This is a genomic window from Bradyrhizobium sp. USDA 327 (assembly GCF_041262065.1).
In the GTDB taxonomy this organism is placed as follows: Bacteria; Pseudomonadota; Alphaproteobacteria; order Rhizobiales; family Xanthobacteraceae; genus Bradyrhizobium; species Bradyrhizobium liaoningense.
On the sequence record NZ_JBGCCW010000001.1, the window covers coordinates 222,231 to 247,098 of the forward strand.

At 60.7% G+C, this 24,868-nt stretch carries 14 protein-coding genes and 5 pseudogenes; 11 read left to right on the top strand and 8 right to left on the bottom strand.

Annotated elements, in window-relative coordinates; all coding sequences use genetic code 11:
• The first annotated feature begins 397 nt into the window (after positions 1-397).
• Both istA (ABIA42_RS01065) and istB (ABIA42_RS01070) read left to right on the top strand, forming a co-directional pair.
• The gene (istA, locus tag ABIA42_RS01065) at positions 398-1,948 is read left to right on the top strand and encodes an IS21-like element ISBj11 family transposase (RefSeq protein ID WP_080769320.1); all 1,551 of its coding nucleotides are present in this window, start codon (positions 398-400) and stop codon (positions 1,946-1,948) included.
• Positions 1,945-2,754, top strand: a complete 810-nt coding sequence (gene istB, locus ABIA42_RS01070) for an IS21-like element ISBj11 family helper ATPase IstB (RefSeq protein WP_014497900.1) — start codon at positions 1,945-1,947, stop codon at positions 2,752-2,754. Before istA (ABIA42_RS01065) ends, istB (ABIA42_RS01070) begins: the two co-directional genes overlap by 4 nt.
• A gap of 134 nt (positions 2,755-2,888) precedes the next feature.
• Here the strand turns inward: istB (ABIA42_RS01070) and ABIA42_RS01075 are convergent.
• Positions 2,889-3,206, bottom strand: a pseudogene (locus ABIA42_RS01075) (transposase); the annotation flags it as partial.
• Positions 3,207-3,531: 325 nt separating this feature from the next.
• Between ABIA42_RS01075 and ABIA42_RS01080 the strand changes: the two are divergent.
• The 5 genes and pseudogenes from ABIA42_RS01080 to ABIA42_RS01100 all read left to right on the top strand — a co-directional run bounded on the left by ABIA42_RS01080 (position 3,532) and on the right by ABIA42_RS01100 (position 8,780).
• Positions 3,532-4,553: pseudogene (locus tag ABIA42_RS01080) on the top strand (IS110 family transposase).
• Between the two features lie 234 nt (positions 4,554-4,787).
• Positions 4,788-4,946, top strand: a pseudogene (locus tag ABIA42_RS01085) (IS630 family transposase); the annotation flags it as partial.
• A gap of 324 nt (positions 4,947-5,270) precedes the next feature.
• Positions 5,271-6,335 (top strand): IS630-like element ISRj1 family transposase, encoded by a 1,065-nt coding sequence (locus ABIA42_RS01090; RefSeq protein ID WP_026192128.1) that lies wholly within the window; start codon positions 5,271-5,273, stop codon positions 6,333-6,335.
• A gap of 1,002 nt (positions 6,336-7,337) precedes the next feature.
• Positions 7,338-7,739, top strand: coding sequence for a hypothetical protein (locus ABIA42_RS01095; protein ID WP_011084637.1), 402 nt, complete (start codon positions 7,338-7,340; stop codon positions 7,737-7,739).
• 834 nt (positions 7,740-8,573) lie between these two features.
• The gene (locus tag ABIA42_RS01100) at positions 8,574-8,780 is read left to right on the top strand and encodes a hypothetical protein (protein WP_011084638.1); all 207 of its coding nucleotides are present in this window, start codon (positions 8,574-8,576) and stop codon (positions 8,778-8,780) included.
• A 129-nt stretch (positions 8,781-8,909) separates the two neighbouring features.
• On the opposite strand, the gene ABIA42_RS01105 is transcribed toward ABIA42_RS01100, so the two are convergent.
• Complete coding sequence (locus ABIA42_RS01105) at positions 8,910-10,244, bottom strand: IS5-like element ISBj2_B family transposase (RefSeq protein WP_041960889.1); 1,335 nt, start codon at positions 10,242-10,244, stop codon at positions 8,910-8,912.
• 324 nt (positions 10,245-10,568) lie between these two features.
• On the opposite strand from ABIA42_RS01105, the gene ABIA42_RS01110 reads away from it, so the two are divergent.
• From ABIA42_RS01110 to istB (ABIA42_RS01120), 3 genes and pseudogenes are all read left to right on the top strand, one after another.
• Entirely contained in the window at positions 10,569-10,787 is a 219-nt protein-coding gene (locus ABIA42_RS01110; protein ID WP_161966259.1) for a hypothetical protein, read from the top strand.
• Positions 10,788-10,869: 82 nt separating this feature from the next.
• Positions 10,870-12,246 (top strand): annotated as a pseudogene (gene istA, locus ABIA42_RS01115) (IS21-like element ISFK1 family transposase); the annotation flags it as partial.
• An 8-nt stretch (positions 12,247-12,254) separates the two neighbouring features.
• Positions 12,255-12,986 carry an IS21-like element ISFK1 family helper ATPase IstB gene (istB, locus tag ABIA42_RS01120; RefSeq protein WP_014497992.1) on the top strand — a complete coding sequence of 244 codons (732 nt, stop codon included), beginning with the start codon at positions 12,255-12,257 and terminating at the stop codon, positions 12,984-12,986.
• Between the two features lie 771 nt (positions 12,987-13,757).
• Here the strand turns inward: istB (ABIA42_RS01120) and ABIA42_RS01125 are convergent.
• A pseudogene (locus ABIA42_RS01125) lies at positions 13,758-14,198 on the bottom strand (transposase); the annotation flags it as partial.
• 272 nt (positions 14,199-14,470) lie between these two features.
• Between ABIA42_RS01125 and ltrA the strand changes: the two are divergent.
• Positions 14,471-15,880: a group II intron reverse transcriptase/maturase gene (ltrA, locus tag ABIA42_RS01130; protein WP_028144280.1), complete on the top strand. Its 1,410-nt coding sequence runs from the start codon at positions 14,471-14,473 to the stop codon at positions 15,878-15,880.
• Positions 15,881-16,172: 292 nt separating this feature from the next.
• On the opposite strand, the gene ABIA42_RS01135 is transcribed toward ltrA, so the two are convergent.
• The 5 genes from ABIA42_RS01135 to ABIA42_RS01155 form a co-directional block, all read right to left on the bottom strand.
• Positions 16,173-18,488: a hypothetical protein gene (locus tag ABIA42_RS01135; RefSeq protein WP_011084646.1), complete on the bottom strand. Its 2,316-nt coding sequence runs from the start codon at positions 18,486-18,488 to the stop codon at positions 16,173-16,175.
• Positions 18,489-18,683: 195 nt separating this feature from the next.
• A complete protein-coding gene (locus ABIA42_RS01140; RefSeq protein ID WP_011084647.1) occupies positions 18,684-19,346 on the bottom strand; it encodes a CpaD family pilus assembly lipoprotein in 663 nt (220 codons plus the stop codon).
• A 10-nt stretch (positions 19,347-19,356) separates the two neighbouring features.
• Entirely contained in the window at positions 19,357-20,811 is a 1,455-nt protein-coding gene (locus ABIA42_RS01145) for a type II and III secretion system protein family protein (RefSeq protein ID WP_018647881.1), read from the bottom strand.
• Positions 20,812-20,837: 26 nt separating this feature from the next.
• The gene (locus ABIA42_RS01150; protein WP_011084649.1) at positions 20,838-21,527 is read right to left on the bottom strand and encodes a response regulator transcription factor; all 690 of its coding nucleotides are present in this window, start codon (positions 21,525-21,527) and stop codon (positions 20,838-20,840) included.
• A 2,013-nt stretch (positions 21,528-23,540) separates the two neighbouring features.
• Positions 23,541-24,521, bottom strand: coding sequence for a hypothetical protein (locus tag ABIA42_RS01155; protein WP_370115784.1), 981 nt, complete (start codon positions 24,519-24,521; stop codon positions 23,541-23,543).
• Positions 24,522-24,868 lie beyond the last annotated feature (347 nt).

Genomic DNA, 24,868 nt, shown 5'->3' on the forward strand with positions numbered 1-24,868 from the left:
CTTTCGAAGAGTGCGGAGCGTGGTCGGGCGCTGACATGTGTTCGGCCTTTTGTTGCGGCTGCCACATGCCGCTGGCCCGTATGGGAGTTCGCGGAACGGGTCCAATTCAACTTCGCGTGCTCGAGGCGCGTATCCATGATCTGGTTTTCCCATTCCTGTCTCGTGACCGTGCGCCATACTCTCCGGTTGACCTTCTCACACTCACGGTCCCTGCCGCGGAACTACTTCGCCGCAGCCTGCCGCGCGGCGAACAGGATGGAAGTGGAGCGTCGACCATGATGAGAGGGCTACGCCGGGCTCGTGACGCAGGGAGGGCGTAGCCCGACCGGAGTTACGAGCCCGGCGTCGGCGCGATCCACAGCGGACCGCGCCGACTGGTGATCGCGGCCGGCTGGTTATGCAAGTGGTTCTTCCGCCAAGAGGAATCACTCGCGTGCCAGGCCGACACATTACCGATCACCAAATGAGGCTCTACATGAAGTACCGTCAGACCGATAGCCCACCCGTGGCCGCCGCCAAGGCTTCGTTCAGCACCTCGACCGCTTACCGGATCGAGAAGGATCGACGCCTTCCGTCGCAGAAGAAGGCTCCCCGCGGCCGTCGCCGGCCAGATCCCTTGGCCCGCGTATTTGAGACAGATATCGCGCCGATGCTGAAGGCCGCCCCCGGTGTGCGGCCGGTCACGATCTTCGAGGAGTTGCTCCGACGCCATCCCGAGCTCGGCGCCGGCATCCGTCGCACGCTGGAGCGCCGGATCCGGGCCTGGCGGGCGATCCACGGCGAGGAGCAGGAGGTCATCTTCCGCCAGACCCACGAACCCGGTCAGCGCGGCCTGTCCGACTTCACCGACATGGGCGAATTGGGTGTCACGATCGCGGGCGTACCGCTCGACCATCGTCTCTATCACTTCCGGCTGGCCTATTCCGGGTTTGAGCACGCCCATGTCGTGCTCGGCGGTGAGAGCTTCGTCGCTCTGGCCGAAGGCCTGCAGAATGCCTTGTGGTCACTCGGTGGGGCGCCACGGGAGCATCGCACCGACAGCCTGTCGGCCGCCTTTTGCAATCTCGACCGCGACGCCAAAGACGATCTGACGCGGCGATACGAAGACCTCTGTGCCCATTACGGCATGCGGCCTTCCCGCAACAATCGTGGCATCGCCCACGAGAACGGGGCGATCGAGAGTTCGCATGGTCATCTCAAGCGAGCGATCGGCGACGCGCTGTTGCTGCGTGGCACCGCCGACTTCGACGATCTAGCTGCCTATCGTGGCTTCATCGATGAGATCGCCAGCCGCCGCAATGCCCGCAACGCCAAGCGGATCGACAGTGAACGTAGCGCACTTCAGGATCTGCCGGACCGCCGCACGTCGGACTATGAAGAGGTGATCGTCCACGTGACGTCGTCCGGCGGCTTCACCTTGCGCAAGGTGTTCTACACGGTGCCGTCGCGCTTGATCGGCCATCGGCTGCGGGTGCGCCTGTATGACGATCACCTCGACGTGTTTGTCGGCGGCACGCATCTCCTCACCTTGCCGCGCGGGCGGCCGCATCCCAATGGCAAGCACGATCAGGTCGTCGATTATCGGCACGTGATCCATTCCTTGCGGCGCAAGCCGATGGCGCTCCTCAACCTGGTCTACCGCGACCAGCTGTTCCCCCGGGAAGCTTACCGCCGAGCCTTCGACGTCTTGCGCAAACGCTTACCGGACAAGAAGGCCTGCCGGATCATGGTCGATCTCCTCGCACTCGCCCATGAGCGCGGTTGCGAGGCCGAACTCGCCAATCAGCTCACGGCTGACCTGAACGACGGCCGGCTGCCCGACCTCAACCGGCTACGTACTCACTTCGCCCCGGATCCCGCCCAGGTGCCGAACGTCGTGGTACGCCTCGCACCGCTCGCCACCTATGAATGCCTCATCGGTACCGCCGAGATCGGAGGCGCCGCATGAGCACAACCAACGTAGTCGACACCGCGCGCCTCAATCTGTTGCTCAACGAGCTGCGGCTGCCCGCCATCAAGGCGCTGTGGCCGCAATTTGCCGAGCAATCCGATATAGAAGGCTGGCCGGCGGCGCGCTTCCTCGCCACCATTGCCGAGCACGAGATCGCTGAGCGCGGCCGCCGCCGCATCGAGCGCCATCTCGTCGAGGCGCGGCTGCCTACCGGAAAGACCTTTGACAGCTTCGACTTCGAGGCCGTGCCGATGATCTCCAAGGCGCAAATGACCGCACTCGCCGCCGGCGACGGCTGGCTCGGCAAGGGCGCCAATCTGCTGCTGTTTGGTCCGCCCGGTGGAGGCAAGAGCCACTTGGCGGCAGCAATCGGCTTGGCCCTCATCGAGAACGGATGGCGCGTCCTGTTCACCCGCACCACTGATCTCGTGCAGAAGCTCCAGGTGGCTCGCCGCGAGCTCAACCTCGAGGGCGCCATCAACCGCCTCGATCGCTTCGATCTCGTCATCTTGGACGATCTTGCCTATGTCACCAAGGACCAGGCCGAGACCAGTGTGCTGTTCGAGCTCATCAGCGCACGCTACGAGCGACGCTCTTTGCTGATCACCGCCAATCAGCCCTTTGGAGAATGGAACAAGGTCTTTCCGGACCCAGCTATGACCCTCGCGGCGATCGATCGCCTTGTTCACCACGCCACCATCGTCGAGATGAACGTCGAGAGCTATCGCAGGCGGACTGCCCTCGAGCGAAAGCGTGGTCCAGGGCGGCCACCGGAGCACGCGACACAAAAAACGCTCGCTTGATTGACGCTCCGCGACAATCAAAGCAAACAAAACTCTTGCGCGCGACAATCATCGCGGCGATCATCATCGCGCCGCGACACTGACTCGCCATCCTGATCGCCGCGCTCTTCCGACCCAGATCGTCGCGCTATAGCAGCCGGAGCCCGATAGGTTCCGCCTCTCGCCATCAATGCCCAGACGATGCGCGCCATCTTGTTAGCGAGGGCGACGATCACCAGCATGGGCGGCTTGAGGGCAAGCATGCGCGCAAGCCAAGAATCCGCTGTCGAGTCTTTGCGCATTGCCCAGCGCACGGCCGCGCTCGCGCCGATGATCAGTAGTCGTCGCAGGGTTCGTTCGCCCATACGTGACGTCTTGCCGAGCTTCTGCTTGCCTCCGGTGGAGCGCTGCAGTGGGGTAAGCCCCAGCCATGCCGCAAAGTCGCGTTGCGACCGTGCACGTCGGCTGCGCGGCAAGACATTTAAGGATCTGATCCCGGCGCAGCTTCTTGCGGAAAAGCACGGTTCCTGATGCATCCGCGCCGTGCATCTGGAACACATTCTTCGCCAGATCCAACGCGATTATGCTAAATTCCGACATGGACGCCTCCGTTCAAGTGATGGTCAACGACACCACTTTGGCACAGCGATGCCGTGAGGGGGCGTCCACATGGGGTAATCGCAGGAGCGTGTTGCCCTAAAGACAATCAATAGTCTTGGAGGGTGGCTGTTCCCCGATAGGATGGAAATACGGGCTCACGACTGGACGCCGGGCCCAAGCATCGAATGGAGAACAGCCATGGAAGAGTATATCGGTCTCGATGTGTCGATGAAAGAGACGGCGGTCTCGATCCGTCGAGCAGGTGAACGGATCTGGCGCGGCAAGTGTGCATCTGATCCCAGTGTCATCGCCGCGCTCATCCGCAAGCGGGCGCCGGCCGTGAAACGCGTGGTGTTCGAGACGGGACCGCTGTCGGTATGGTTCTATCATTCTTTGCGCACCGAAGGATTGCCGGCGATCTGCGTCGATGCGCGCCATGATAAAGCGGCGCTCGATATGGCGGCGAACAAGACGGACGCGAACGACGCCGATGGTCTGGCGCAGCTCGCGGAAGTCGGGTTCTTTCGTGAGGTGCGCGTGAAGGGATTCAACAGCATGCTGACCCGCACGCTTGTCGCGGCGCGCACGCGGCTGGTCCGGATCACCACCGAGCTTTCGAACCAGATCCGCGGCGTCATGAAGACCTTCGGTCTGCTTGTTCCCGCCGGAAAGGGAAGCACCTTCGAGAACGTCCGGAACCTTCTGGTTGATCAGGACGGACTTGCATCCATCGTGCTTCCGATGCTGGAAGCCTGGCGTGGCATTCGCATCCGCGCCGCCGAACTCGGTCGCCAGTTGGTTCGGGATGCGCGCGAGAGTCAGGCCTGCCGCATCCTCATGTCGATTCCGGGCATCGGTGCGATCACCGCAACCTCTTTTGCCACAGCTATTGAGGAGCCTGACAACTTTAGGAAATCCCGATCTGTTGGCGCGTGGATCGGCCTGACAACGCGCCGCTACCAATCCGGAGAAGTCGATTATGATGGCCATATATCCCGACGTGGCGACCGCCATTTGCGTGGGCTTCTCTATGAAGCGGCAGCGGTCATTCTGACGCGCAGCTCAACCGACAGCGCTCTGCGGACGTGGGGACGGCATCTCCGGGAGAGGATCGGCTTCAAAAGAGCCGCCGTGGCTGTGGCACGGAAACTGGCGGTGATAAGCATACGATGCTTAAGACCGGCGAGCTGTTCAATCCGAATGCCGGAGCTGCCGCATAAGCTCGGATAGCGTTCAGAACCTGAACGCCTAAGGTATCCCTGCCAGGACGTGAGCCGAGCCATTCCGCTGATGGGGTTGCACTGCTGACTCAGCAAAGTGCGTCGTCCACATTGAAGGCTCGTCCGCGAAGCTCCATCATGCGGCGACCAATGTCGACCGCGAAGACAACCACGCACCCGGCAGCGTCTCTTGACGAAACTAAATGCTTGACGTCCCAGCAGCGATTAGACGACACCTCCGTCGGGCAACTCGAGGCCGACATCTGCACCTTCATCCACCTGCACAACCAAAACCCGAAGCCCTTCAAATGGACCAAGTCCGCAGACCAGATTTTGGCTTCCGTCAAACGCTTCTGCCACAAAACCCAGCAGACTTTATGTGGCGAACATTAGATTCACGTGACTAGGTCGTCCTGTCCTGACGCTGCGATCTGCAGGCTGGCGCTCAATCGATGCTCGCATCTTCCGCGAGGCGCCGATGCGCTCGCCCGATAGCCTCTGGGCCGCGGCCTCGCCGACCGGATCACCGGATCAGCTGCGGCGCCAAGCGCAACAACTTGTTCGCCCATTTCGGGAGCTTCAGCGCCTACACCCTCGAGGACGTCGACTTGTACCACCTTGGCTAGGGGACCCTGCCACTCGGTTGACAAGCCGGTAGTGCTGATCTTCAACTAGTACCCACTTTTCTTGGAACGTGAGTCGTGATTCAAGGTCGGGATGATACCCGAAGCAAGAGAAGTCCACCTTTCGAGGAAAGATCGCAAGGTGCTTGAGGCGTGCTGTCGCTCACCGGTGACGTTGCAGCGCGATTTGAAGCGGGCGCGGATAGTTCTGTTGGCGGCGGATGGGCGCAGCACCCGGTCGATCGCCAAGGAAGTTGGGGTCCAGCCGCGGATTGTCAGCCTTTGGCGGCATCGCTATGCCGACCATGGCCTTGAAGGGCTGCAAGACAAGCCGCGGCCTGGCAAGCAGCCGATCTATACGAAGACGACCGACAAGCGGATTCTGAAGCTGCTGGATAAGCCGCCACCGCAAGGGTTTGCGCGCTGGACCGGCCCCCTGCTGGCCGAGGCGCTGGGCGATGTCGATGTCCAATATGTCTGGCGGTTCCTGCGCAGCCACAAGATTGACCTGGTGGCTCGCAAGTCCTGGTGCGAGAGCAACGACCCGAACTTTACGGCCAAAGCCGCCGATGTTGTCGGCCTCTATGTCGCGCCGCCGGCGAAGGCCATTGTGCTGTGCGTGGACGAGAAGCCCTCGATCCAGGCTTTGGAGCGAGCGCAGGGTTATCTGAAGTTGCCCAATGGCCGCGCCTTAACCGGCCAAAGCCACGATTACAAGCGGCATGGCACCACAACATTGTTTGCGGCGCTCGAAGTCGCCACCGGAAAGATCATCGCGACCCATTCAAAACGCCGGCGCCGCGTCGAGTTTCTCGATTTCATGAACAGCGTCACCGCGGCTTTTCCGAACCGCAAGCTTCACGTCATCCTCGACAACCTCAACACCCATAAAAAGAACGAGGACTGGCTCAAGGCCCACCCCAACGTGCAATTTCATTTCACGCCGACAAGTGCGTCATGGCTCAATCAGGTCGAAGTATGGTTTTCCATCTTGCAGGGGCAGTCGCTCAGCGGCACCTCCTTCACGAGCCTCAAGCAGCTTCAGGAACACATCGATGCCTACGTCAACGCATACAACGACAGAGCCGAGCCCTTCGTCTGGACCAAGAAAAAGGTCCGTCAACGCCGTTTCAAAGGCCGCCGTATCACTCAGCTCTGATTCCGGGTACTAGGGACGGTGCCATCTGGAGCATGTCTCTGGTCGTCTATCTCGAGCCGCGCTGCTACAAGTTCATACGATCACAGCGTTTATACGTCTCAAGATCGCCCGAGTGCCACATTGCGCCGCACACGTTCGAGAGCCACAGGACGTAAGCCTGCGTGCGAGAGAAAAAGCAAGCCTCCAGCTAAACTCGAGACGCAAGGGTATTGCCGCCATTGTCCATCAACGCCGTTTTCCCGCGCGGGGTGCTTGCAACGTCTATTGCTTCACCTAACCCAACCCGCTAGCTGACACCGGACAAGCTTCGCCGAACATCGCAAGTTTGCGCCGGCAGTTAGCTCGTCGTATCGAAGCATGGATTTCGCATTCGGTCGGCAAGAACCTCTGGATGATCCCGTATAGCGGTGCCGCGGCGGTTAAGTGCCTGGCGGTCGCCTGGTTGCGCGAGCCGCCGAGATGGTTCTAATAGATCATATACGCCAGCCGGCCGAATCGGCTTCCAGCCGTCGAGGGCATCCACCGCGATTCAAAGTCGCTTTCATGTGGCCCGTCCAGAAGCGCTCGTTGGCTCAGAGGGCAGGGCCGTCAACAGGCCGAGCAGGCTGCCAGTGAAGCCTTCGAAGCAGGGTAGAAGCGATCGCCCGTTCCAGCGGCTTGGAGAATCTTAAACAATTATTGAATGTTGATTGCTGCTCCATGTACGTGCGCTCACCGACTTTGCCGCCGCCAGCCATCTACGCGCAGCCGGCACCATCCTCCATCCGATCGCCCCAGTTCTCAGCCTCTGGGCCGGCACCGGTGGGCAAAGCGACAGCACACGGACGCGCGCTTTACAGCCTATGGGCTCTGGCCGTATCGCGTTCACTGCCTCCTTTGCTGCCACGTTACCAAATGAGGTAGGTATCGCGTGTTGGCAATTGTGGTACCTTGTAGGGGATGATCGAAATGAGCGGCGAACAACTTAGTACGTTATAAGCCCTTCAAGCTAGGAGATCTCGAATGGCACCGAATGCAAGCGAAGACGAGAAACGCGAGCGGCGGCCACATGTCGGGCACGACCCGGCTCTGATATCTGGCGCTTCCGCCGATGGCGCTGGGAAATCTACGACAGCCGCATCGCCTATTCCATTTACTTTTCGGGAATGGCAGAGCTCGATTGAAGCGACAAGCAACCTGTTCGCTGCGGCCCTGAAGGACGGACTAGGTTTGGCGGCTTCCTCCCTGCACGATCAGGCCACCTTTCTGAAGGATATCGCGGACTCCAAAACTTCCTCGGAGCTGTTGCGGTGTCACCTGGATTTTCTGGAGAAATTCTGGTCGAGGTCGTTCAGCGCCGGCTCGAAGATATTGGATCATCTCAAGCCACAGCCATCACCCGCGGGAAGGCAGGCGCTTCACTGAGCTTGCGATAAGAGCCCGATCGCAGCTACTTCCTCCAGAGCCGAGGGCATATGTCGCCCACTGACGAGGGTGTGGGTCGCTTTAGTGGCTTCAGCTCACCCGCCAAATCCCACGATTGCTCTGAACTCAAGATGCCGCGAGTTATCTAAGATTCGTTTGCCATAGATACCTCTCTTTTTGTCGAATAGAGCTTTTCTTAGGCGGAGGCAGGCAACCGCTGTCCGCTCAAGGGGGCGCAGATCCGGTTGGCGGCCGATGCCGGGATGAGTGATGACGTGATCGCCACAAGCCTGGGCGTCGGCCACTTGGCGGTCTCCCACCCTTCGACGTTTTTGTCGAAGGCAACCTGGCGGAGAACCAGAGCGAAGAGCCGCCTACCGGGCAGAGCGCGAACTCAACGACAAGGAAGAGGCCCTTCTGGTGGCCACCGCCTGCGGCCCTCCGGCAGGCCGGGCGCTGGACACCGGAGCTGCTAGCTGGCGAATGCTCAGGCTGACGTGGTACCAAGCGTGCCGCCGGAACGTCGTTCTCACGCTTGACTGCAACTTGCCCACACGGGCCGCTTTCGTTTTGGGAATTGCCGGGTCTCGTCAGCTTTCAGTAAGCCAGCCCGGATACAGAGCCGTTGTGGTTAACGGGACGTGGCAGGGACAGCGCTATCTATCCAGAACGGTCAGCGCCGAGTCACGCTTTCCGCTAAACTCAACGGCAGCGCGGAGCGGCAGGGATAGTGCCTTTATCCAGCCCCCCAGGTCGGTAGGCGCCAGGCCGCGCCCGCGCTGTTTCCTGTCGCTGACCTTCTGTAGTCGGCTTTAAGCGTTCAGGGGGTGGAACATGGACGGCTTCAACTCAACATCCTCGCCTTATGCGCCGCAAGTGCGGCGCAACCAGCCGCTGCCAAGTTTGTCTCTTTATGTGCCCCCGAGCTGGCAGCAGGGAGATCCGTGGGCGCCGGAAGACCTCAAGTTGCGAATGGGTTTGCACAAGCTTCTGCCCCATCCGGATCTGAGCCAAATAAAAGTCTTACTCTCGGGGACGTGAACTAAACAGCCGGTATCGGGCCGCCAGGCTCGGAACACGAGATTTTTCTCCGCAGAAACTGAACTAGCTCCCGATTGAAGTCAGCCAAGGCGGCGAGTCGCCCGCGCTGCCTGCGATCCGAGTCGATCGTTAATAAGCCGAATTGGGCTGAACTGGACAGTTGAGCGTTGGCCAGAGTGAGAGCAGGAAGAGGGACAAAAGGTCTCTGAGCCAAGCCAGGACACGGCGGAGGTTGTGGCCAACGGCCGAGAGGAGAACGTTAGCGGCATCTCCGGCGCGGCCTTTGAGATAGCAGCGGCCAAGGTGACCTTCGTTCTTCATGTGTCCGATGATGGGCTCGATGGCGGAACGGCGGCGTAGCTCGCGCTTGATGACGCCGAAGACGCCGCGCTTCTGGCCCGAGATGAAGACGCGGCGGGGATTTTGTGTGTCGTGGCCGCGATATCCCTTGTCGACATAGGCCCGTTCGATCGGGCAGCCGGTGAGGCTCTCGGTGCGCTCGATGACGTTGCGAAGGGTGTGACCGTCGTAGGGGTTGTCCGGCAGCGAGCAGGCGTGGAGCACGAACAAGCCGCCCGGAGCTCTTTGGTTGTTGGTGACGATGGAGGCCTTCACGCAGAACTCATAGGGCGCGGCGGCCTTGCCCTTGCCGATGCACTCGACCTCCGGAGCATGGAAGGAATACAACTTCCAGCCGCGCTGGCGCTGCTGCTGCGAGCCGATCTGGGTGGCTCGGCTCAGCGGCAGGGCGAATGCCCCCTCCAATGCGGCCTGGCCCTCGGTCTTGCGGCGAATGTCGCGGATGATCCGGCCCAGCCGGCTGCGCAGGATGCGCAGCTGTCGCTGATGCCGGTTGAATTGTTTGGCATGAGCGTAGCGGCCCGCCATCATCGCCGCGCTTTTGGCCACGCGAACATAGGATTGCCGGAGCCTGACCCCGTGCTTCCTCGCCAGGCGGTTCAACCCGCGGATCGCTGCATGCAGCAGCTTGGCGTCGGTCGGGAAGCTGATGGCCTTCGGTTGGACGGTCGTGTCGACCGTGACCCGCTTGAGGTCCTGGCTGCGCAACGCACCGCTCGCGTGCGCCACGCGAAGGCTCTCGGCCAACAACCGCTCCAGCTTGTCGCCGAGCCGCTTGCGCCAGTGGCTCAGGTCTGAGCGCTCATGCGGGAAAACGTGCTGGAAAAACTCTTCGCCGGTGAAGAACTGGAAGTACGGATCGTGGACCCAGCGCTCGCACACCCCCTCGTAGATGTGCTTGAGCAGCAGCAATCCGATCATGAAGCGGGTCGCGATACCCGGCCTGCCGTTGTCGCTGTAGAGCGGCGCGATCTCGCCGTCGATCCAGTCCCAATCGACCCTGCCGGCGAGCAGAACCAGCTCGTGTCGCATGTTGATGATCTGGTCCAGCCGGGACCGGAACAGATCGTTCGAGCCTGTCGTCCTGTGCTTCTTTGGTCGCATCGGTCCCTCCGATGCAGCACAGAATCACGGTTCGCAGCGGCAGGGAAATCCAAAATCGAAATTGCAGGTTTTTGCTGTGAAGCCCCAATCCCCTGCAATCTCAAATGCCGCCGCAACCGGAAAACAGACTCTCAATCAAGTGCTTGGAGGCTTGTTCACGGACAACATCCGAAGCTGATCGCCGAGACACGTGAGGCGACTACCAGTCCTGGGGCGAGAGCTTCGTCGCCCTGGCCGAGGGTCTGCAGAACGCGCTGTGGTCGCTCGGCGGGCCAGCGCGTAAGCATCGCACCGGGCCAAGGCGCGAGCCCGTATCAGAGTCCCGTGAATGGTGTCGTAGTTCAGGTATCCCTGCAACACGCGGCGGAGCCACGCGCCGGTATCAACGATGAACGCCTGGCGGCGGTTCGTTACGCCGTGTCGTATCGTGCCATCCTGGCATTGCGGGAGTCGATTGTCACCCGTCGGATTGTGATGCGCGTTTCGCGGGATCGTGAGCGCGGATTTCAGGGGATCGTGAGCAACGATTTCGCAGGATCGTGAGCAAGGCTTTCGGAGCCTTGCAGCGCTTCGGCCGACAACTCAACCGGCTTAGGGATGACCTCGTGGTTAACGAGGAAGTCCAATGCCTACCCAGAGATTGTCGATGCGCCGGATCAAGGAAGTCCTTCGGTTAAAACATTTTCAAGGCCTGCCAGAGCGGGCCATCGCGCGGAGCGTGGGCGTCAGCAACGGCGTTGTGCACAGCTACCTGAGCCGCGCCCGCTCTGCTGGGTTGAGCTGGCCGCTTCCGGAGGGAATGACCGATGAAGACCTGGAGCTTTTGCTTTTCCCGGCCCCACGACCAGCGTCTCAGAGCCCGCAGCGGCCGGTGCCCGACTGGAGCTACATCGATAAAGAGCTCCGCCGGCGCAACGTAACCCGTCGCCTGCTCTGGGAGGAGTATCGCGCCGTTAATCCCGACGGTTTCGGGTACACGTGGTTCTGCACTACCTACGAGGCCTGGAAGGGGCGGGTCCGACCTTCGATGCGGCAGATTCATCTGGGCGGCGAGAAGGTGTTCGTGGATTTCGCCGGCGACACCATCGACATCGTCGATCCCCTGACCGGGGAAGTGCAGCCGATGAAGCTGTTCGTCGCGGCGATGGGCGCTTCGAACTACACCTACGCCGAGGCCTGCCCCAGCGAGAGCTTGGCCGACTGGATCCGGGCCCACGTCAACTTGTTCACGTTTTTGAGCGGAACGCCGACGTTCGTGGTCTGCGACAACCTCAAAGCCGCCGTCAGCAACCCCGACCGCTACGATCCCGGCCTCAATCGCACTTATGCCGAGATGGCGAGCCATTACGGCACGGCCATTCTCGCCGCACGGCCGCGGCGCCCAAAAGACAAGGCGAAGGTCGAGGTCGCGGTGCAAATCGCCCAGCGCTGGATTCTGGCCCGGCTGCGCAATCAGCGCTTCTTTTCCCGGGCCGAGCTCAACGCCGCCATCAAGACACTCGTCGACGAACTCAATGCTCGTCAAATGCGTGGCTTCGGCTCAAGCCGCGCCGAACTGTTTGCCGAACTCGACAAACCCAAGCTAACCCCGCTGCCAGATCAGCCTTATGCCTTCGCACGCTGGAAGCGCTGCCGCCTCGCTCCCGATTATCATGTCGAGGTCGACGGCCATTGGTACTCCGCGCCGTATCGTCTGATTGGCGAGCTGGTCGATGCCCGTATCGACGATCGGACGGTCGAGATCTTCCACAAGGGCCAGCGGATCGCCAGCCATGCCCGCGCGCCCAACCGACGCGGACACACCACCATCGCCGACCACATGCCCAGCGCCCATCGCCGCTACGGCGAATGGACCCCCGCCGCGGTGATCGCCGCCGGCGAGCGGATCGGTCCTTCGACAGCAGCGTTTTTCCAGGCCGTGATCGACGCCCGGCCCCATCCAGAACAAGGCTTTCGAACCTGCCTTGGCATTCTGGCGCTCGTCAAAAGCTACGGCGCCGACTGACCGGAATGGCCAAGGCCTTCGAGGAGCAGCGCCGATCGCCCGATCTCGAAGCCCTGCCGTTCGAAGATCGCATCGGCCTGTTGGTCGACCGCGAAGCCGCCGAACGCGACACCAGGCGGCTCACCACGCGCCTCAAGATCGCCGCACTGCGCCAGACTGCTTGCGTCGAGGACGTCGATCTGCGCACCCCGCGGGGCATCGACCGCGCCGTTTTCGCCAAACTCGTCGAAGGTCGCTGGATCGATCGCCACGAGAATTTGCTCGTCACCGGGGCAACCGGCCTGGGCAAAAGTTGGTTAGCCTGCGCGCTCGGCCACAAGGCCTGCCGCGACAACCGATCAGTCCTCTATCATCGCGTTCCAAGGCTGTTCGAGGCGCTCGCGCTCGCGCGCGGAGACGGACGCTACGCCCGGCTCCTCAAAAGCCTCGGCCGCGCTCAGCTTCTGATTTTGGATGATTGGGGACTATCGGTGCTCACCGCCGCGGAACGCCGCGATCTGCTCGAAATCCTCGAGGACCGACATGGCCGCGCATCCACCATCGTCACAAGTCAGCTCCCCGTGGACACCTGGCATGGAGCCATTGGGGACCCCACGGTCGCCGACGCCATTCTCGATCGCCTCGTCCACAACGCCCACCGCCTCCAGCTCACCGGAGAAAGCATGCGAAAACGCAGCGCCAAAACCATCACCCTTGACGGCAACCAGAACACTGACTCTATCTCCCATCGGCCGTAGCGGGCTGCTCACGATCGTCTGAATTCAGTGCTCACGATCGCGCGAAATCGATGCTCACGATCCGTGAAATCCGCATTGTGAAGTGCGGATTTCGTTGGGTGCACCGCGCAGATGTGCGTGAACCCGAGGAAGTCGAACGTCTTCGGGCGGCGTTGCCCCGGCGCGAGAGGCGCTCGGCCGCGTACCGTCCAAATTTCAGAATCCGGGTCTTCTCCTCATTTAGCGAAAGACCGAACTCCGCTATTCGCTCACGCAGGGCGTCGAGAAGGCGTAGGACCTCGGTTTTATTTCGAAGCCCATAAGACTGCCGCCGGCATAGCTGCCGCTGCTTCTCCACTCGTGGGTCCAGAGGTCGAAGACGTGATGCACATTCATATTTACGAAGAGCGGCGGGAGCACCGCCCGTTGCCGCGTACTTACTCGTGCTACGGGCTTCGATCTGAATTTTCATTGCACGCAAGGAACTCGCAACTGACGGCATTTCTGATTCTAGAGTGGCCAAGTTCAGAAACATGGCGAAGAAGCCCGCGCACTACATCGCACAGGCGAATCGAAAAAGATTCGGGATTAGCGGGATGAAGGAGATCGTCACGTGACAACGCCAGCGGTCAGCCGCTTGCGTATCAAATCAATCGCAAGAGCCGGAGGTCTGACGGAAGATGAGTTCCTGCCCGCCGCCGTGCATTGCCCGTCAGTAGCGGATCCGGCGCTGCAAGGAAGGCGCCGCGCTTTGGCAGGGGAGCGGAGCTGGTCGGCGACGCAGCGCCATTACGCCCGCGCGTCCTCGGCATCGTCCTGGGCGCACACCGTGGCGATGAAGGCGGAGACGAGGCGCCGTGCGCTCTTGCCGGCACGTGCCAGCGCATTGCGCATGAAGTGGACGCGGCAGCGCTAGTGGCGTTGAGAACTTCGCCGACCGTGGCCGTGATCCCTCATGAGTATCGGAGACGACGAGCCCGTAGCCCCGCAGGCCGCGGCGGACGAGCTTGCGCAGGAGCGCGGCCCAGAACGTCTCGGCTTCGGATGGGCCGACGTCAATGCCGAGCGCCTCACGCCGGCCGTCGCTGTTAACTCGACGCGATGGTCACCGCGACCGAGACGATGCGCCCCTGCTGACGCAGCTTCACGTACGTGGCCGATCCACAGATAGGGCCGATCGCCCTAGAGCGGGCGGTTGAGGAAGGCCTTCACGTTGTCGCCGATCTCACTGCACATGCCGCGCCGGTCATGCCTTCGACCACCAGCGCCATCAGCCGGAGGCCGAGTGTGTTCCCTAGTCACGAAGGCAGCATGAGCATCGTCGTTATGCGAGACGATGCCGCTCCGTCGGGGTCGATGGCCGCATCACGCATGGAAGGCAATCATCGGAACATGAGAGGCCCGATCGGGTCCACTGGATTGGTCTCCAGTGGGGGACAGCGGCGAGGCACTGCCAGAGCCGCGGTCCGAGCTGAGGTCGGGAGTCGGACTGGTCCATAGTACCTGTGAAGTCGTCGAAGGAAACGAGACGTATGGAGGGAAGGGGCCAGCCCGAGGGGAGCCCGCGCGAGAAGGCCAGGGTCCGGACACAGAGCCGGGTTGCCTTGCCGCCGAACCTCGATCGGGTGAACGCGGCGGCCAAGCGGGCTGCCCAAACCCGGTTCACGGCCTTGCTGCACCACATCGACGAGGACGCTCTGCTTCGGGCGTTTCGACGACAAAAGCGGCAGGCCAGCGCGGGGGTCGATGGGGTAACGATGGCGAAGTACGAAGAGGGGCTCACGGATAACATCCGCGACCTCTGCGGACGGGTCCACACTGGTCGCTACCGGCCACAGCCGGTGCGGCGAGTCTACATCCCCAAAGCCGATGGCGGTAAGCGGCCTCTCGGTGTGCCGGCGCTCGAGGACAAGATCGTCCAAAGCGCGGTGGCCGAGGTGTTGAGCGCCGTCTATGAGGCCGACTTCCTTGGGTTCTCCTACGGCTTCCGGTCGGGGCGGAATCCTCATATGGCGCTTGATGCCTTGCATACGGCGATCATGAGCCAGCGTGTGAACTGGGTGCTCGATGCCGACATACGCAGCTTCTTCGACTCGGTCGACCACGAGTGGCTGTTGCGGATGGTGGCGCACAGGATCGCCGATCCTCGCATCCTACGGCTCCTCGAGCTGTGGCTGCGGGCCGGTGTTCTTGAGAGCGGCGAGAAGCGAGAGACGGACAGGGGCACGCCGCAAGGGGCAGGCATCAGCCCGCTCCTTGCCAACATCTTCCTGCACTACATCCTCGATCTCTGGGCCCACCAATGGCGTCGTCGTCATGCCCGCGGTCGCGTCGTGACCGTGCGCTATGCGGACGACTTCGTCATGGGCTTCGAGAGCAAGGCAGATGCGCAGGAAATGCTCTTGGCCCTCAAGGTGCGGCTGGCCAGCTTTGGCCTGATGCTTCATGAGGGCAAGACGCGGCTGATCGAGTTTGGCCGGTTCGCGGCCGTCTCGCGTCAGCGGCGCGGCGAGCGGCGACCAGAGACCTTCGCCTTCCTCGGCTTCACCCACTACTGCGGGCGGACCCGAGATGGCCGGTTCATCGTGAAGCACAAGACGGAAGGGAAACGCCTGACGCGCAAGCTGACGGCGTTGCGCCAGGACGCCTGGCGGCTCATGCACGCGCCACTGGCCACGCAGCACGAGCGGTTCGCCGCCGCACTGCGCGGGCACTACGGCTACTATGGCAGGCCGCACAATTATCCAGCGCTCAACGGCTTCTACCGCGAAGTGCGTCGGATCTGGCTACGTTGTCTGAGACGACGCAGCCAGAAAAGTCGGCGCATGGGCTGGTCGGAGTTCGACACCCTGACGGCACGCTTCCCTCTGCCCGTTCCACGCATCACTCGCACTTGGGCGCAGGCGCGGATATGACGCGGGTTACCCTCGGGAAGAGCCGGGTGCGGGAAATCCGCCCGCCCGGATCTGTGAGGGCGAAAGCCAAATGGCTGAGCTACTCGACCGCGCCTCTCTTGCTCTGCAGAGTGCGGTGCTGCCGAATGCTTACTTGATCGATAGCTGCTTGAGATCATGGTGGCACTGGAAAGGTCGGATTTGCTCACCGCCCGGCATCGTTGAAGCGTGCTTCTAAGATCTCCGGAAGGAGGATCAGACGTGGTTTTAGGTCCGCCTGAACAGCTGTCCGAGGTGCCGACGAGCCCCTCATTCAGCCAAATTGTGGCTGATGGAAGAGAAGAACGCGGCTTCCCGGTAGGCTCTCTGCCGTGTAGAGCTGACCGTGGATAAAAAAAGCGGTCATTGGGACGTCCCGGCTCGGCAGAAGGCCTAGATTCTGCAATATGTCGATCACGGCGGGCGAAGCCTCTTGGGAGGCGTGCGTCCAGCCGTCGCCCAAGAACTCTCCCAGTTCAGGCACTTGCGGGACTGGCTGATGGCCTGATGCAGGTGCGGCAGACGGCAGAGGAAGGTTCGGCGCCAGCGCCGAGGGAGCGTCCCTACTCCATTCGAACGGAGCCGCCGAATCAAGCCCTGGCGCAAGACCGCCGTAGATATCTGAGGAAGTCCTCAGTGCCGCAGGCCTAGCTTCGCCCGGCAAAGCGGGCCGAGGGTGATGAATGAGCTGAACGTCCTTGGGCCCTTCCGGTCCCAAGATGGCCGTGTAGCGTTCGCCGCCGATCTCAAAGTTCATGATTGGATGTTCCACAACAGGCAAGAAGTCCCACTCGCCTAACTTGGACAGCATCTCGTCGGGGGCCGGCTGGGTGCGATGGGAAAAATTCTTGGGAACGGCGAAAGAAACATCAAACGTATCGCCGACAGCGGGCGACAGCAGATGGACGAGCTGAACATCGTTGAGCCCTCCCGGTCCCAAGACGGCCATATAGCGCTCACCTCGAATGTCGTAGGCCTTTACCCGCTGTGCTGCATCCGGCAAGAGGCCCCAGCGGCGAAGCCTGTGCATCATATTCGGCGCGGCCTGAGTCCCGTGGGAGAAATGTTCGGGAACGCTCAAAGACGCATCAAAGGCTTCGCCGGCTGCTGCGATCGTCTGCTCAAGGGTGGTCTGCGCCGCAGCGCCTTCGTTCATCATCTGTCCAGAGTGGTCTTCAGAGGCGAAATCGGGCTGCCGCAAGCTCGGATGCCAAGCAGGGGCATCGAAAGGCGCTTCTTGAGCAACACTCTGCGCTGGCGAGGGAACGGTTGGACTCATCGTTGGCCAAGGCATCAGCGCATCGAAGGTCGGCGTTGGCAAAAGGTTCTCGCGGTCCGCTGCATCGAAAAGCGCGTCCTGAGGGACACTTTGCACCGGCGAGTGGATGATTGAACTCATCATTGGACCAGGCACCAGTGCATCGAAGGTCAGCGCGCGAAAGAGGTTCTCGCGACCCTCGGCATGGAAAAGCGCGTCCCGAGGGACACGTTGCACCGGCGAGGGAATGGTTGGACTCATCGTTGGCCAAGGTACCGGCGCATTGGAGGTCGCCGCCGACAAAAGGTTCGCACGATCCGCGGCATCGAAAAGCGCCTCCTGATCGACACTTTGCACCGGCGAGTGAACCATTGAACTGACCGTTGGCCCAAGCATGGTCGCCGGCAAGAAGCTCTCGGCTTCTGCAGCATCGAAAAGCACGTCCTGGGCGACACTTTCCGTAGGCGAATGGACGGCCAACCCCACTCCATGCCAGACCTGCGGAGCATTGAACCCCGGCGGCCGTGAGCTGCGCTCATCTGCATCGTCCCCAATCGGCTGCTCATCGGCCGGCATAGCTGAGGGGGTGGACGGCTGGATGACCTGGCGCGAACTGCCTCCTTCTCCGCCTAAATTGGTCTGCAGGGTAATGGCGCGATAGTCCCGAAGGCCATTCAAGGCGGAGATGAGCATCTTGTCCTTCGGGAACAACCTATCCGCGTGTCCGAGCAGTTTATCATCACTGAGGTCGGCAATGGACAAGGGTCGGAGCGCTACCGCCAACTTCCGCAGTCCGCTCGCATAGCTCTCGGCCGTTTTCCTGCCGATCTGTCGACCAAAACCTGCCTCGGCGGCATCCCTGATAAGACCCTCATCTTCCCTGGAAGGACGATAATGTGTTGAGAGGGGGCGAGCGTTGGCGTCGGGCTCGCGGTACCGACTGATCATTAACAATGCTGGCGCGATGACCCTGTCGTTTGGCAGCAGCTTCCTAGCGTTAGCGAGTAAGGCATCGTCATCGAGCCCAGCAATTGATTTGCCGGACTTCTTCAGCCCCTCGGCGAATTTGCGAAGCCGACGATCATAAATTTTGACGGTGGTCTCACTCGGCGGCGGCCCTCCATTGAGAGCAGCGGCCGATGCCGCCTGGATGAGGTGATCGTCTTCCTCAGTGACATCATGAAGCGCCGCGTGCGGATATACAGGGCCCGCCTCTCGCACGCCTGCCAGGTGCTGCTCAAACGCCACATGCTTTTGATCCGGCTGTTCCACGGCGGCATCCGACGCAGCGGACGCCTTATCGGCTGGGTTGATCGTGTTGAATCGGTCCATGTTCAGTCCGCAGGGCTCGCTCTCTCGCTATTTCGCTACTCACGTTTGCTTTCCAAAACCTGACATCGCCAAGCGGAAAGGTAGAATGAAAGGATAAATGATGGCTCGCAATTGCCTTCTCTGCGCCTTGCAGCATCGCTCGTGCGCCTGAGCGCCAGGTGCTGCACAGTAGGTTCCGACAAGCGCTTAAAGCGCCTATCGGAGCGGCTGCACATTCTGTGTTGTTGGTCCCGCTGCGTCCGGCGCTGTCGTGCTTGCTCCATCTTCTCCGTTGCCCTTGTTGCGCGCTGCGAGAGTAGAGTGACTAGCAAGAGGAGCGGCGGCGCGATCGCCATTTACCGTGCTGACAGACCGATTATCAACCAGGTCGAGCGGATCGTTCACCATCACTCCCAGGTTGTTTTTGGTCGAGCAACCAAGAGTCGGTTCGAACGAATTGTCGTCCACTGCTGGTCCTGCGATCAAAAGCGACGGACAGTTCGGAAGATGCGCTTCAAACGTAATCGCCTCGATCCTGACGGCGGAACGGCCCGATAAATTGAGGGGAGAAGCGGACAGCCGGATGTTAGAGGGAACAACCCCCATGGCGCGTGCTTCGTGCGCCACCTGCGCAATGAGCTTATGGGAGCCGCTGACATCCACATGGAGCGCATCCCGCCGGCCACCACTTGCGTCGGCGATAAAATTACGCAGCTGAAGCTTTTCGAGGGCATGGAGGCTCTGCAGAAGCAAGACACGCTTTTTCTGTTCGACCTGGACTCCTTGTTCGGCAGGATTGGGATGGATCGACGCAGTATTTGCGCAGCCCCCCAATATTGCGGCAAGGACAATCGAATGGGACAAATATCGCATGTTCATATGTCGATCCTCATTCGATGATAAAGCCGGCGTTGCCCGTCAGTCCCGGTGCGCTCGCGCGCGGCGCATCGCGGCCTTGAGGCGGCCGTGCCACCGTGTTCGTCAAGATGCGGCCTGCATCTGATGGCGGTGCGATGCGGTTGGTCGGAATACTTATCTGGCTTGGATTTGATCCCGGCCGTACGATGTAAGGTGTAACAACGATAACTAGCTCGGTTTCGCGTTTTTGAAACGATGAAGAGCGAAAAAGCGCACCAAGGATCGGTACGTCGCCGAGCCAGGGAAACTCGCCGATATCAGTGTTGAAGTTGCGCCTGATGAGGCCGCCGATTGCAAAGCTCTGGCCGCTGGCGAGCTCGACCACGGTGCTCGCCCGCCGCGTCGAGAGGGCAGGAACCGCCATACCATTGATCTTGACTTCGCCTTCGGTCGATAGTTCGCTGACTTCGGGCTTCACACGGACAATGATCTGGTTGTTGCTGAGCACTGTCGGGACGAATTCCAAGCTCACGCCGAACTGCCGGAATTGGACCGAAACCTGCCTGTTGTCCTGCATGACTGGGATCGGAAACTCGCCGCCGGCGAGGAAGCTTGCGGCTTCGCCGGACATTGCCGTCAGGTTCGGCTCAGCCAGGATTGAGGCGAGGTGCTCACTGGCGAGAGCGTCGAGAACAGCGCTGAGGTTGATATTGCCGGTGCTAAACCCGATCCCAATCGTGCCGCCGCCGCCAGCCCTGCCGGACCCTCCCGGTTTGCCGGTGGCAAGGAAAGCGCCGTTTGGGCCCGAGGCGGTGAAGTTGATGTTGAGATCCTTGACGGCGGTGCGGGAGACTTCTGCTACGCGCACGCTGAGATTTACCTGCAGTGAGCCGGCGACCTGGATCTTGTTGACGACCGGGGCGCCCGCGCCAACAAATTGCTCAGTGACCTTCCTCGCAGCCTCAACGACATCGGCATTGGGCGCTATACCGCTAAGGATCGCCCCGCGCGGGGTATAGCTGACCTGAATTGGATAGTCGCCGACCTCGGCCTTGAGCGCGGCCCGTAGATCCTCGAGTGGTTGGGTTACGACAATACGCAGCTCGGCAAGAGCCTCGCCGTTTTCGTTGAGGGCGAACAGGCTCGTCCGCCCGGACTTTTTGCCGAACACGAAAATTGTACTGCTCGACGGAGCTTGATAATCGGCAATTGCAGGGTCGGCGACAAAAATGGTCGCCGCCGGTGCGCTCAAATGCACCGTCTTTCCCTGTGACGAGGTAATATTGAGCGTGCCCGTGGTGCTGCCGGGTGCCGCACGTGGCATCTCTCCTTTGCCGTCCCGCTTGGTCTCGGCTGAGGCCGCAAGCGGAAACAGCAAAGCAAATCCGCATAGGAGGTAGCAGAGACGATTGAGAGCGGCAGAGCGTTGTGGGTTGGTGATCGCAGGCGGCTGGGTAGCGCCGGCGGCATTATTAAGGACCTTCAAGCGATTGTTGCCTTTAAGTGACGCTGCTAGGCAGCCGATGCTGTGCCAACGAGTTCAAGAGTGTAACCGACGCCGCGCGCGGTCTTGATTCTGAGCGTCGCACCCGCCTGGTTCAAATGCGCGCGTAAGCGATAAATCCCGACTTCCAGCGCATTGGTCGAAACCTCGTCATCGAACGCGTACAAGCTATCTTCCAGCGAAGCGCGCGGCACAGTGCGGCCGGCGCGATTGAGCAGATGCTCGAGAATGCACACCTCACGCCGAGCAATCCTCAGGATCCGGCCACCCACCGAGACTTGTCTGGCGATCGGATCGAAATGCAGATTCCCGAATGTCACGACCGGCGCCGTCATTTGCGTTGACCTTCGCAAAATGGCCCGCATGCGAGCGATGAGTTCGTCGATCGACACAGGCTTGGGCAGGAAATCATCCGCTCCCGCATTGAAGGTCGCGATCCGGCGGCTGAGATCATTGAGACTGCTCATCATCATTGCCGGCATTGATCGTCCTTCGCGCCGCAACTGCTTCAACCAGTCCAAACTATCCCCATCCGGCAAGACGGACTCCAGCAGTACGAGGTGGTAGTTTGCGCAATCCAGCGCGGCTGACGCCTCATCCAGCGTGGGCGTCACGTCCACCGCGAACCCGCAATTCACGAGCGTTGCCTTCACAGCGCGGCCAAAGTCCGCATGATGATCAACCAGGAGAATTCGCATCCATCGCCTCTCGCCCGTCCTCGGCAAGACTTGAGCGTGTTAGGGTTGACCAAGAGATCCGGCGACTGGATGCTGCCGGTCTGGCATGAATTCGAAAAGCCGTAGACGACCCGCAAGAGCTTGTTGGCAGGCGACCGATGCATGCGCATCCATTGACATCGGATATGTGACGGCTCGCGGCGGGTCGCCTGGGCGGGCGGCGCAGCTCAACATATCCGTTATGTTGGCAAGAGCTCTGCGATGACTTACGGGGTTGAGAGCCCTGGCGGCGCACTGATGCATCTGTGGGCGGCACATAGCAATGCCTGCATGCGCTGCGCGAATGCTAGCGGTAGTGATCGCGCGAGACTGCCCCAGCGAAAGCAAGGCACGGGCGAGATCAGCTGTATTTGTCGTCGAACAGGCTTGCGAAACCGACATTGAATACTTCCCAGTTCGTCTTGATCCGCGGTCAGTCTTGCGAGGCTGTTGGCCGTAGTGCCGTCAAGTCGCGGCATTGCAAGTGTTCCGCGCTAAAGACACTTCGCGCGCTATGTGCCGGCCAATGGGGCGTAAAAGGCCGAGATGCGACGAAACGATCAACGCGTCCTTCGGGACAGACGTCCTCTCGTTTGCCGGCGTTATCCAAGTAAGATGTCAACCGTTCCAATGCTCGGTCGCTTCCGAGGCGTTCTCCGTCCCAACTGAGCTAGTGCTGCCAATGAAGGACAAATTACGTGCGGCATTGCTGTCGTGCCTTGTCTGAGGCGGCGACGCCGGCTCCATGTCGTCGGATCGGGTGCACGGCTCAGGAACTCTGCCTTTCGTCGGCATAGGCGAAACAAAGACTGCCCGCGTTGTTCTCGCGCGCTGGATCCAGGTCTGCCTGCGAAGACGGCGCTTCGCCCAGCCCTCACAGAGCAGATGAACGATGCAAGCTCTAAAAAGGAGGAGTTGGGTAGTGTGATCAACCGAATCGGCCGAGCATTGAGTTTTTGAGACGTTCGCAATTGTTGGTACCCGTCAGGAAGAGTTCACACGAGCGGACTGTGTCGCGAGACTGTCGGAAATCCTACAATCTGACGCGAGGTGAGATTCAAGTGCAATTGAATGCTCTTTGTCGGGGTGCCTTCAGTTTGGAATCGTTGTGAGGCAACGGCGACACAGTTCGACCATGCCGTCGAACTGCGCGCGGCGGTCCGTCTCGCTGTGTACAAAGCCGTGAGCATTCGTCCGTCCAATTAAACGTCTCGCAGAAGCGCTATTGAGTGCAGAAGAGGCAGGCGCTCTTGGCAAGCGGGGTAAGCCATGACACCAGGAGCGGGGCGATCCGATCCGCCTCATGCGTGTCAATTTAGCGGGGAGACCGTGGCGAGAGGTGGACGTCCACTTGATGAACAGGAAGCAACGTTCGAGGTGAAGACTGTCGATCGCTCGAGCCAAGTTGTTCGGCAAGGGATTGAGGAGAGAATCGATTGCCAGACGTCATCTTGAATGCGGCCTCCTTATATTGCGATCGACTATGAGCCTCTTAGGCGCGCTCCGCAAAATCGATTGTTTTGATGGAACGCATCCAGGTGACGGATCGGCTGTCTTGTAACAGCGCGGCTTATCGCGGGGAGCGAATGCCCGATGCGATCGCGGCCGAAACACCTGTTGCTTGACCGCGCGGCCAATTTCAGACCGAGTACAGAGAGGGACGCAGCGCGTTCAGCGGCGTAACTCCACCAAAGCCGCCAGCCAGCCGTGAGCTCGTATGTCGTTCGAACTCACAATGTCCAAGGCGCCGGGATGCTCCAACGAGCGCGCACAGGAGGAGGATTGTCCGACATCCTCGCGTCGCCGGAAGTGCATCTTGTCGGAGACCCAACCGCTCTGCCGCTCGACCGGCGAGTTGATCGGGCCGCCGGTCGCCGCATAAGCTTAAGCTGTTCTGCGTGTGCGGAGTTGGTACGCCGCTTCAAGGTCTTTCTTTTGGGAGTTTGGGTGCTTGAAAACCAACGAACCAGCCCAACGGTTTGGCCGAGAGACCATCTACTCATTGCTCTCGCGCTTATAGGGATTTTCTTCTCTGCCGGTGCGGTAGCTTTCCAAGTTTCCGCCCAAGAACAGGCGCTCGGTCTCTTTCGTTGGCGTTCTGCCAAGTGAGCACATCAAATCGACGTCCGCATCGATGTTGTCGTAGTCTTCAGCATTCATTCTGAGCGCAATGCTGCTCATCACGTCGTCTGGCGTCCAGACACTGTGCTTCGGAACAGTGTAGGTGTGCAGTGCGTTCGCATTGTTGGCGATCGCCCTCGCCCAATGATCGCGAGAAACGGCGAGTTTCGCCGGATCTTCGACCAACGATACGAAGGGTGATGTTGTTGTCTTGCCGCGCATATGCCAGCCAGCTTGGCGCGCCCGGTCAATAGGATACCGCTCTGGATGATCTCCAATGGAAGAATGATCCCGAGCCGTGTTGCGAACATGCAATATGGCGCTTGTGTTTTCGTCCGTATGCGGCTTGCAGTCACTATTCTGATTCTGAAAACGCCGCAGTGTGACATAAGACGACCTCACGACGTCGTCAAATACGCCGTCTCGGTCAATGCTAGGTGCGCTCGCCGGTGACCAGCGCGCCGCCTGCTGCACGGCAAGGTCGATCTCATTGCGAAGCACTTCAAGATTGGCACCTGTCAGTGTTGCTGCAAGCTGAGCGCGGGCACTGACAAATGATGGGGCTGGGCAGCTACCGGGTTCCGAGGCGGCCTCGGCTGGCGCAGACGAGGACGTGGCAGTCGCGGAATTTGCCGCTAAGCAGAGTGAAGGCGGCGTCGGGTAGGCCGAATCGAGGTCGTCTATATCCAAGTCATTCAGCTGCTGCTCGAAGCTTGCTTGATCTTCGGAATTGTGTGCCGTTGCGCTGCTCTCGGCGCCAAGCTCATCCTGTTGTCCATGGACGCGGCGCGCCTGCTGTACCACGTTGTGAACCTCAAAGGGAGTGTCCACAGCATTTCGTGGATCAACGTTCATATCTCTCTCCCTTCGAAGTGCCGGATGCCAGCCTAGATTGTTGCAGGCGCAGCTTTCGAGAAGCTGACAGACCAGAGAGGGCGCCATTTAGTTTCAGCTCTTGACGGAGTCGAATTGAGTCAGTCAGCATGGCGAACAGCCAGCCGGAAGGAAGTCGCGCGAAGCGTCGGATCAAAATCGGTGCTGCCGTTTGCCTCCTGGCATTGGTGTTCGATTGGGCTGCTATTGGATGCCTGAGATTGTTCGGATCGGCACGCCAGGACGCGCCCACCACTTCATTGTGGACGCGTGATCTAAGGCAGACAGCCCGTGCGCAGCAAGATGGACGAGCCGGTGCTTGAGGTGGC

Excerpts from the sequence above, each read along its gene's own strand:
- ABIA42_RS01105 (WP_041960889.1), bottom strand. The coding sequence starts at position 10,244 with ATGCGACCAAAGAAGCACAGGACGACAGGCTCGAACGATCTGTTCCGG.
- istB (WP_014497900.1), top strand. The coding sequence starts at position 1,945 with ATGAGCACAACCAACGTAGTCGACACCGCGCGCCTCAATCTGTTGCTC.
- ABIA42_RS01095 (WP_011084637.1), top strand. The coding sequence starts at position 7,338 with ATGGCACCGAATGCAAGCGAAGACGAGAAACGCGAGCGGCGGCCACAT.
- istA (WP_080769320.1), top strand. The coding sequence starts at position 398 with ATGCAAGTGGTTCTTCCGCCAAGAGGAATCACTCGCGTGCCAGGCCGA.
- ABIA42_RS01150 (WP_011084649.1), bottom strand. The coding sequence starts at position 21,527 with ATGCGAATTCTCCTGGTTGATCATCATGCGGACTTTGGCCGCGCTGTG.
- istB (WP_014497992.1), top strand. The coding sequence starts at position 12,255 with ATGGCCAAGGCCTTCGAGGAGCAGCGCCGATCGCCCGATCTCGAAGCC.
- ABIA42_RS01155 (WP_370115784.1), bottom strand. The coding sequence starts at position 24,521 with ATGAACGTTGATCCACGAAATGCTGTGGACACTCCCTTTGAGGTTCAC.
- ABIA42_RS01135 (WP_011084646.1), bottom strand. The coding sequence starts at position 18,488 with ATGGACCGATTCAACACGATCAACCCAGCCGATAAGGCGTCCGCTGCG.
- ABIA42_RS01090 (WP_026192128.1), top strand. The coding sequence starts at position 5,271 with ATGATACCCGAAGCAAGAGAAGTCCACCTTTCGAGGAAAGATCGCAAG.
- ABIA42_RS01140 (WP_011084647.1), bottom strand. The coding sequence starts at position 19,346 with ATGAACATGCGATATTTGTCCCATTCGATTGTCCTTGCCGCAATATTG.
- ABIA42_RS01100 (WP_011084638.1), top strand. The coding sequence starts at position 8,574 with ATGGACGGCTTCAACTCAACATCCTCGCCTTATGCGCCGCAAGTGCGG.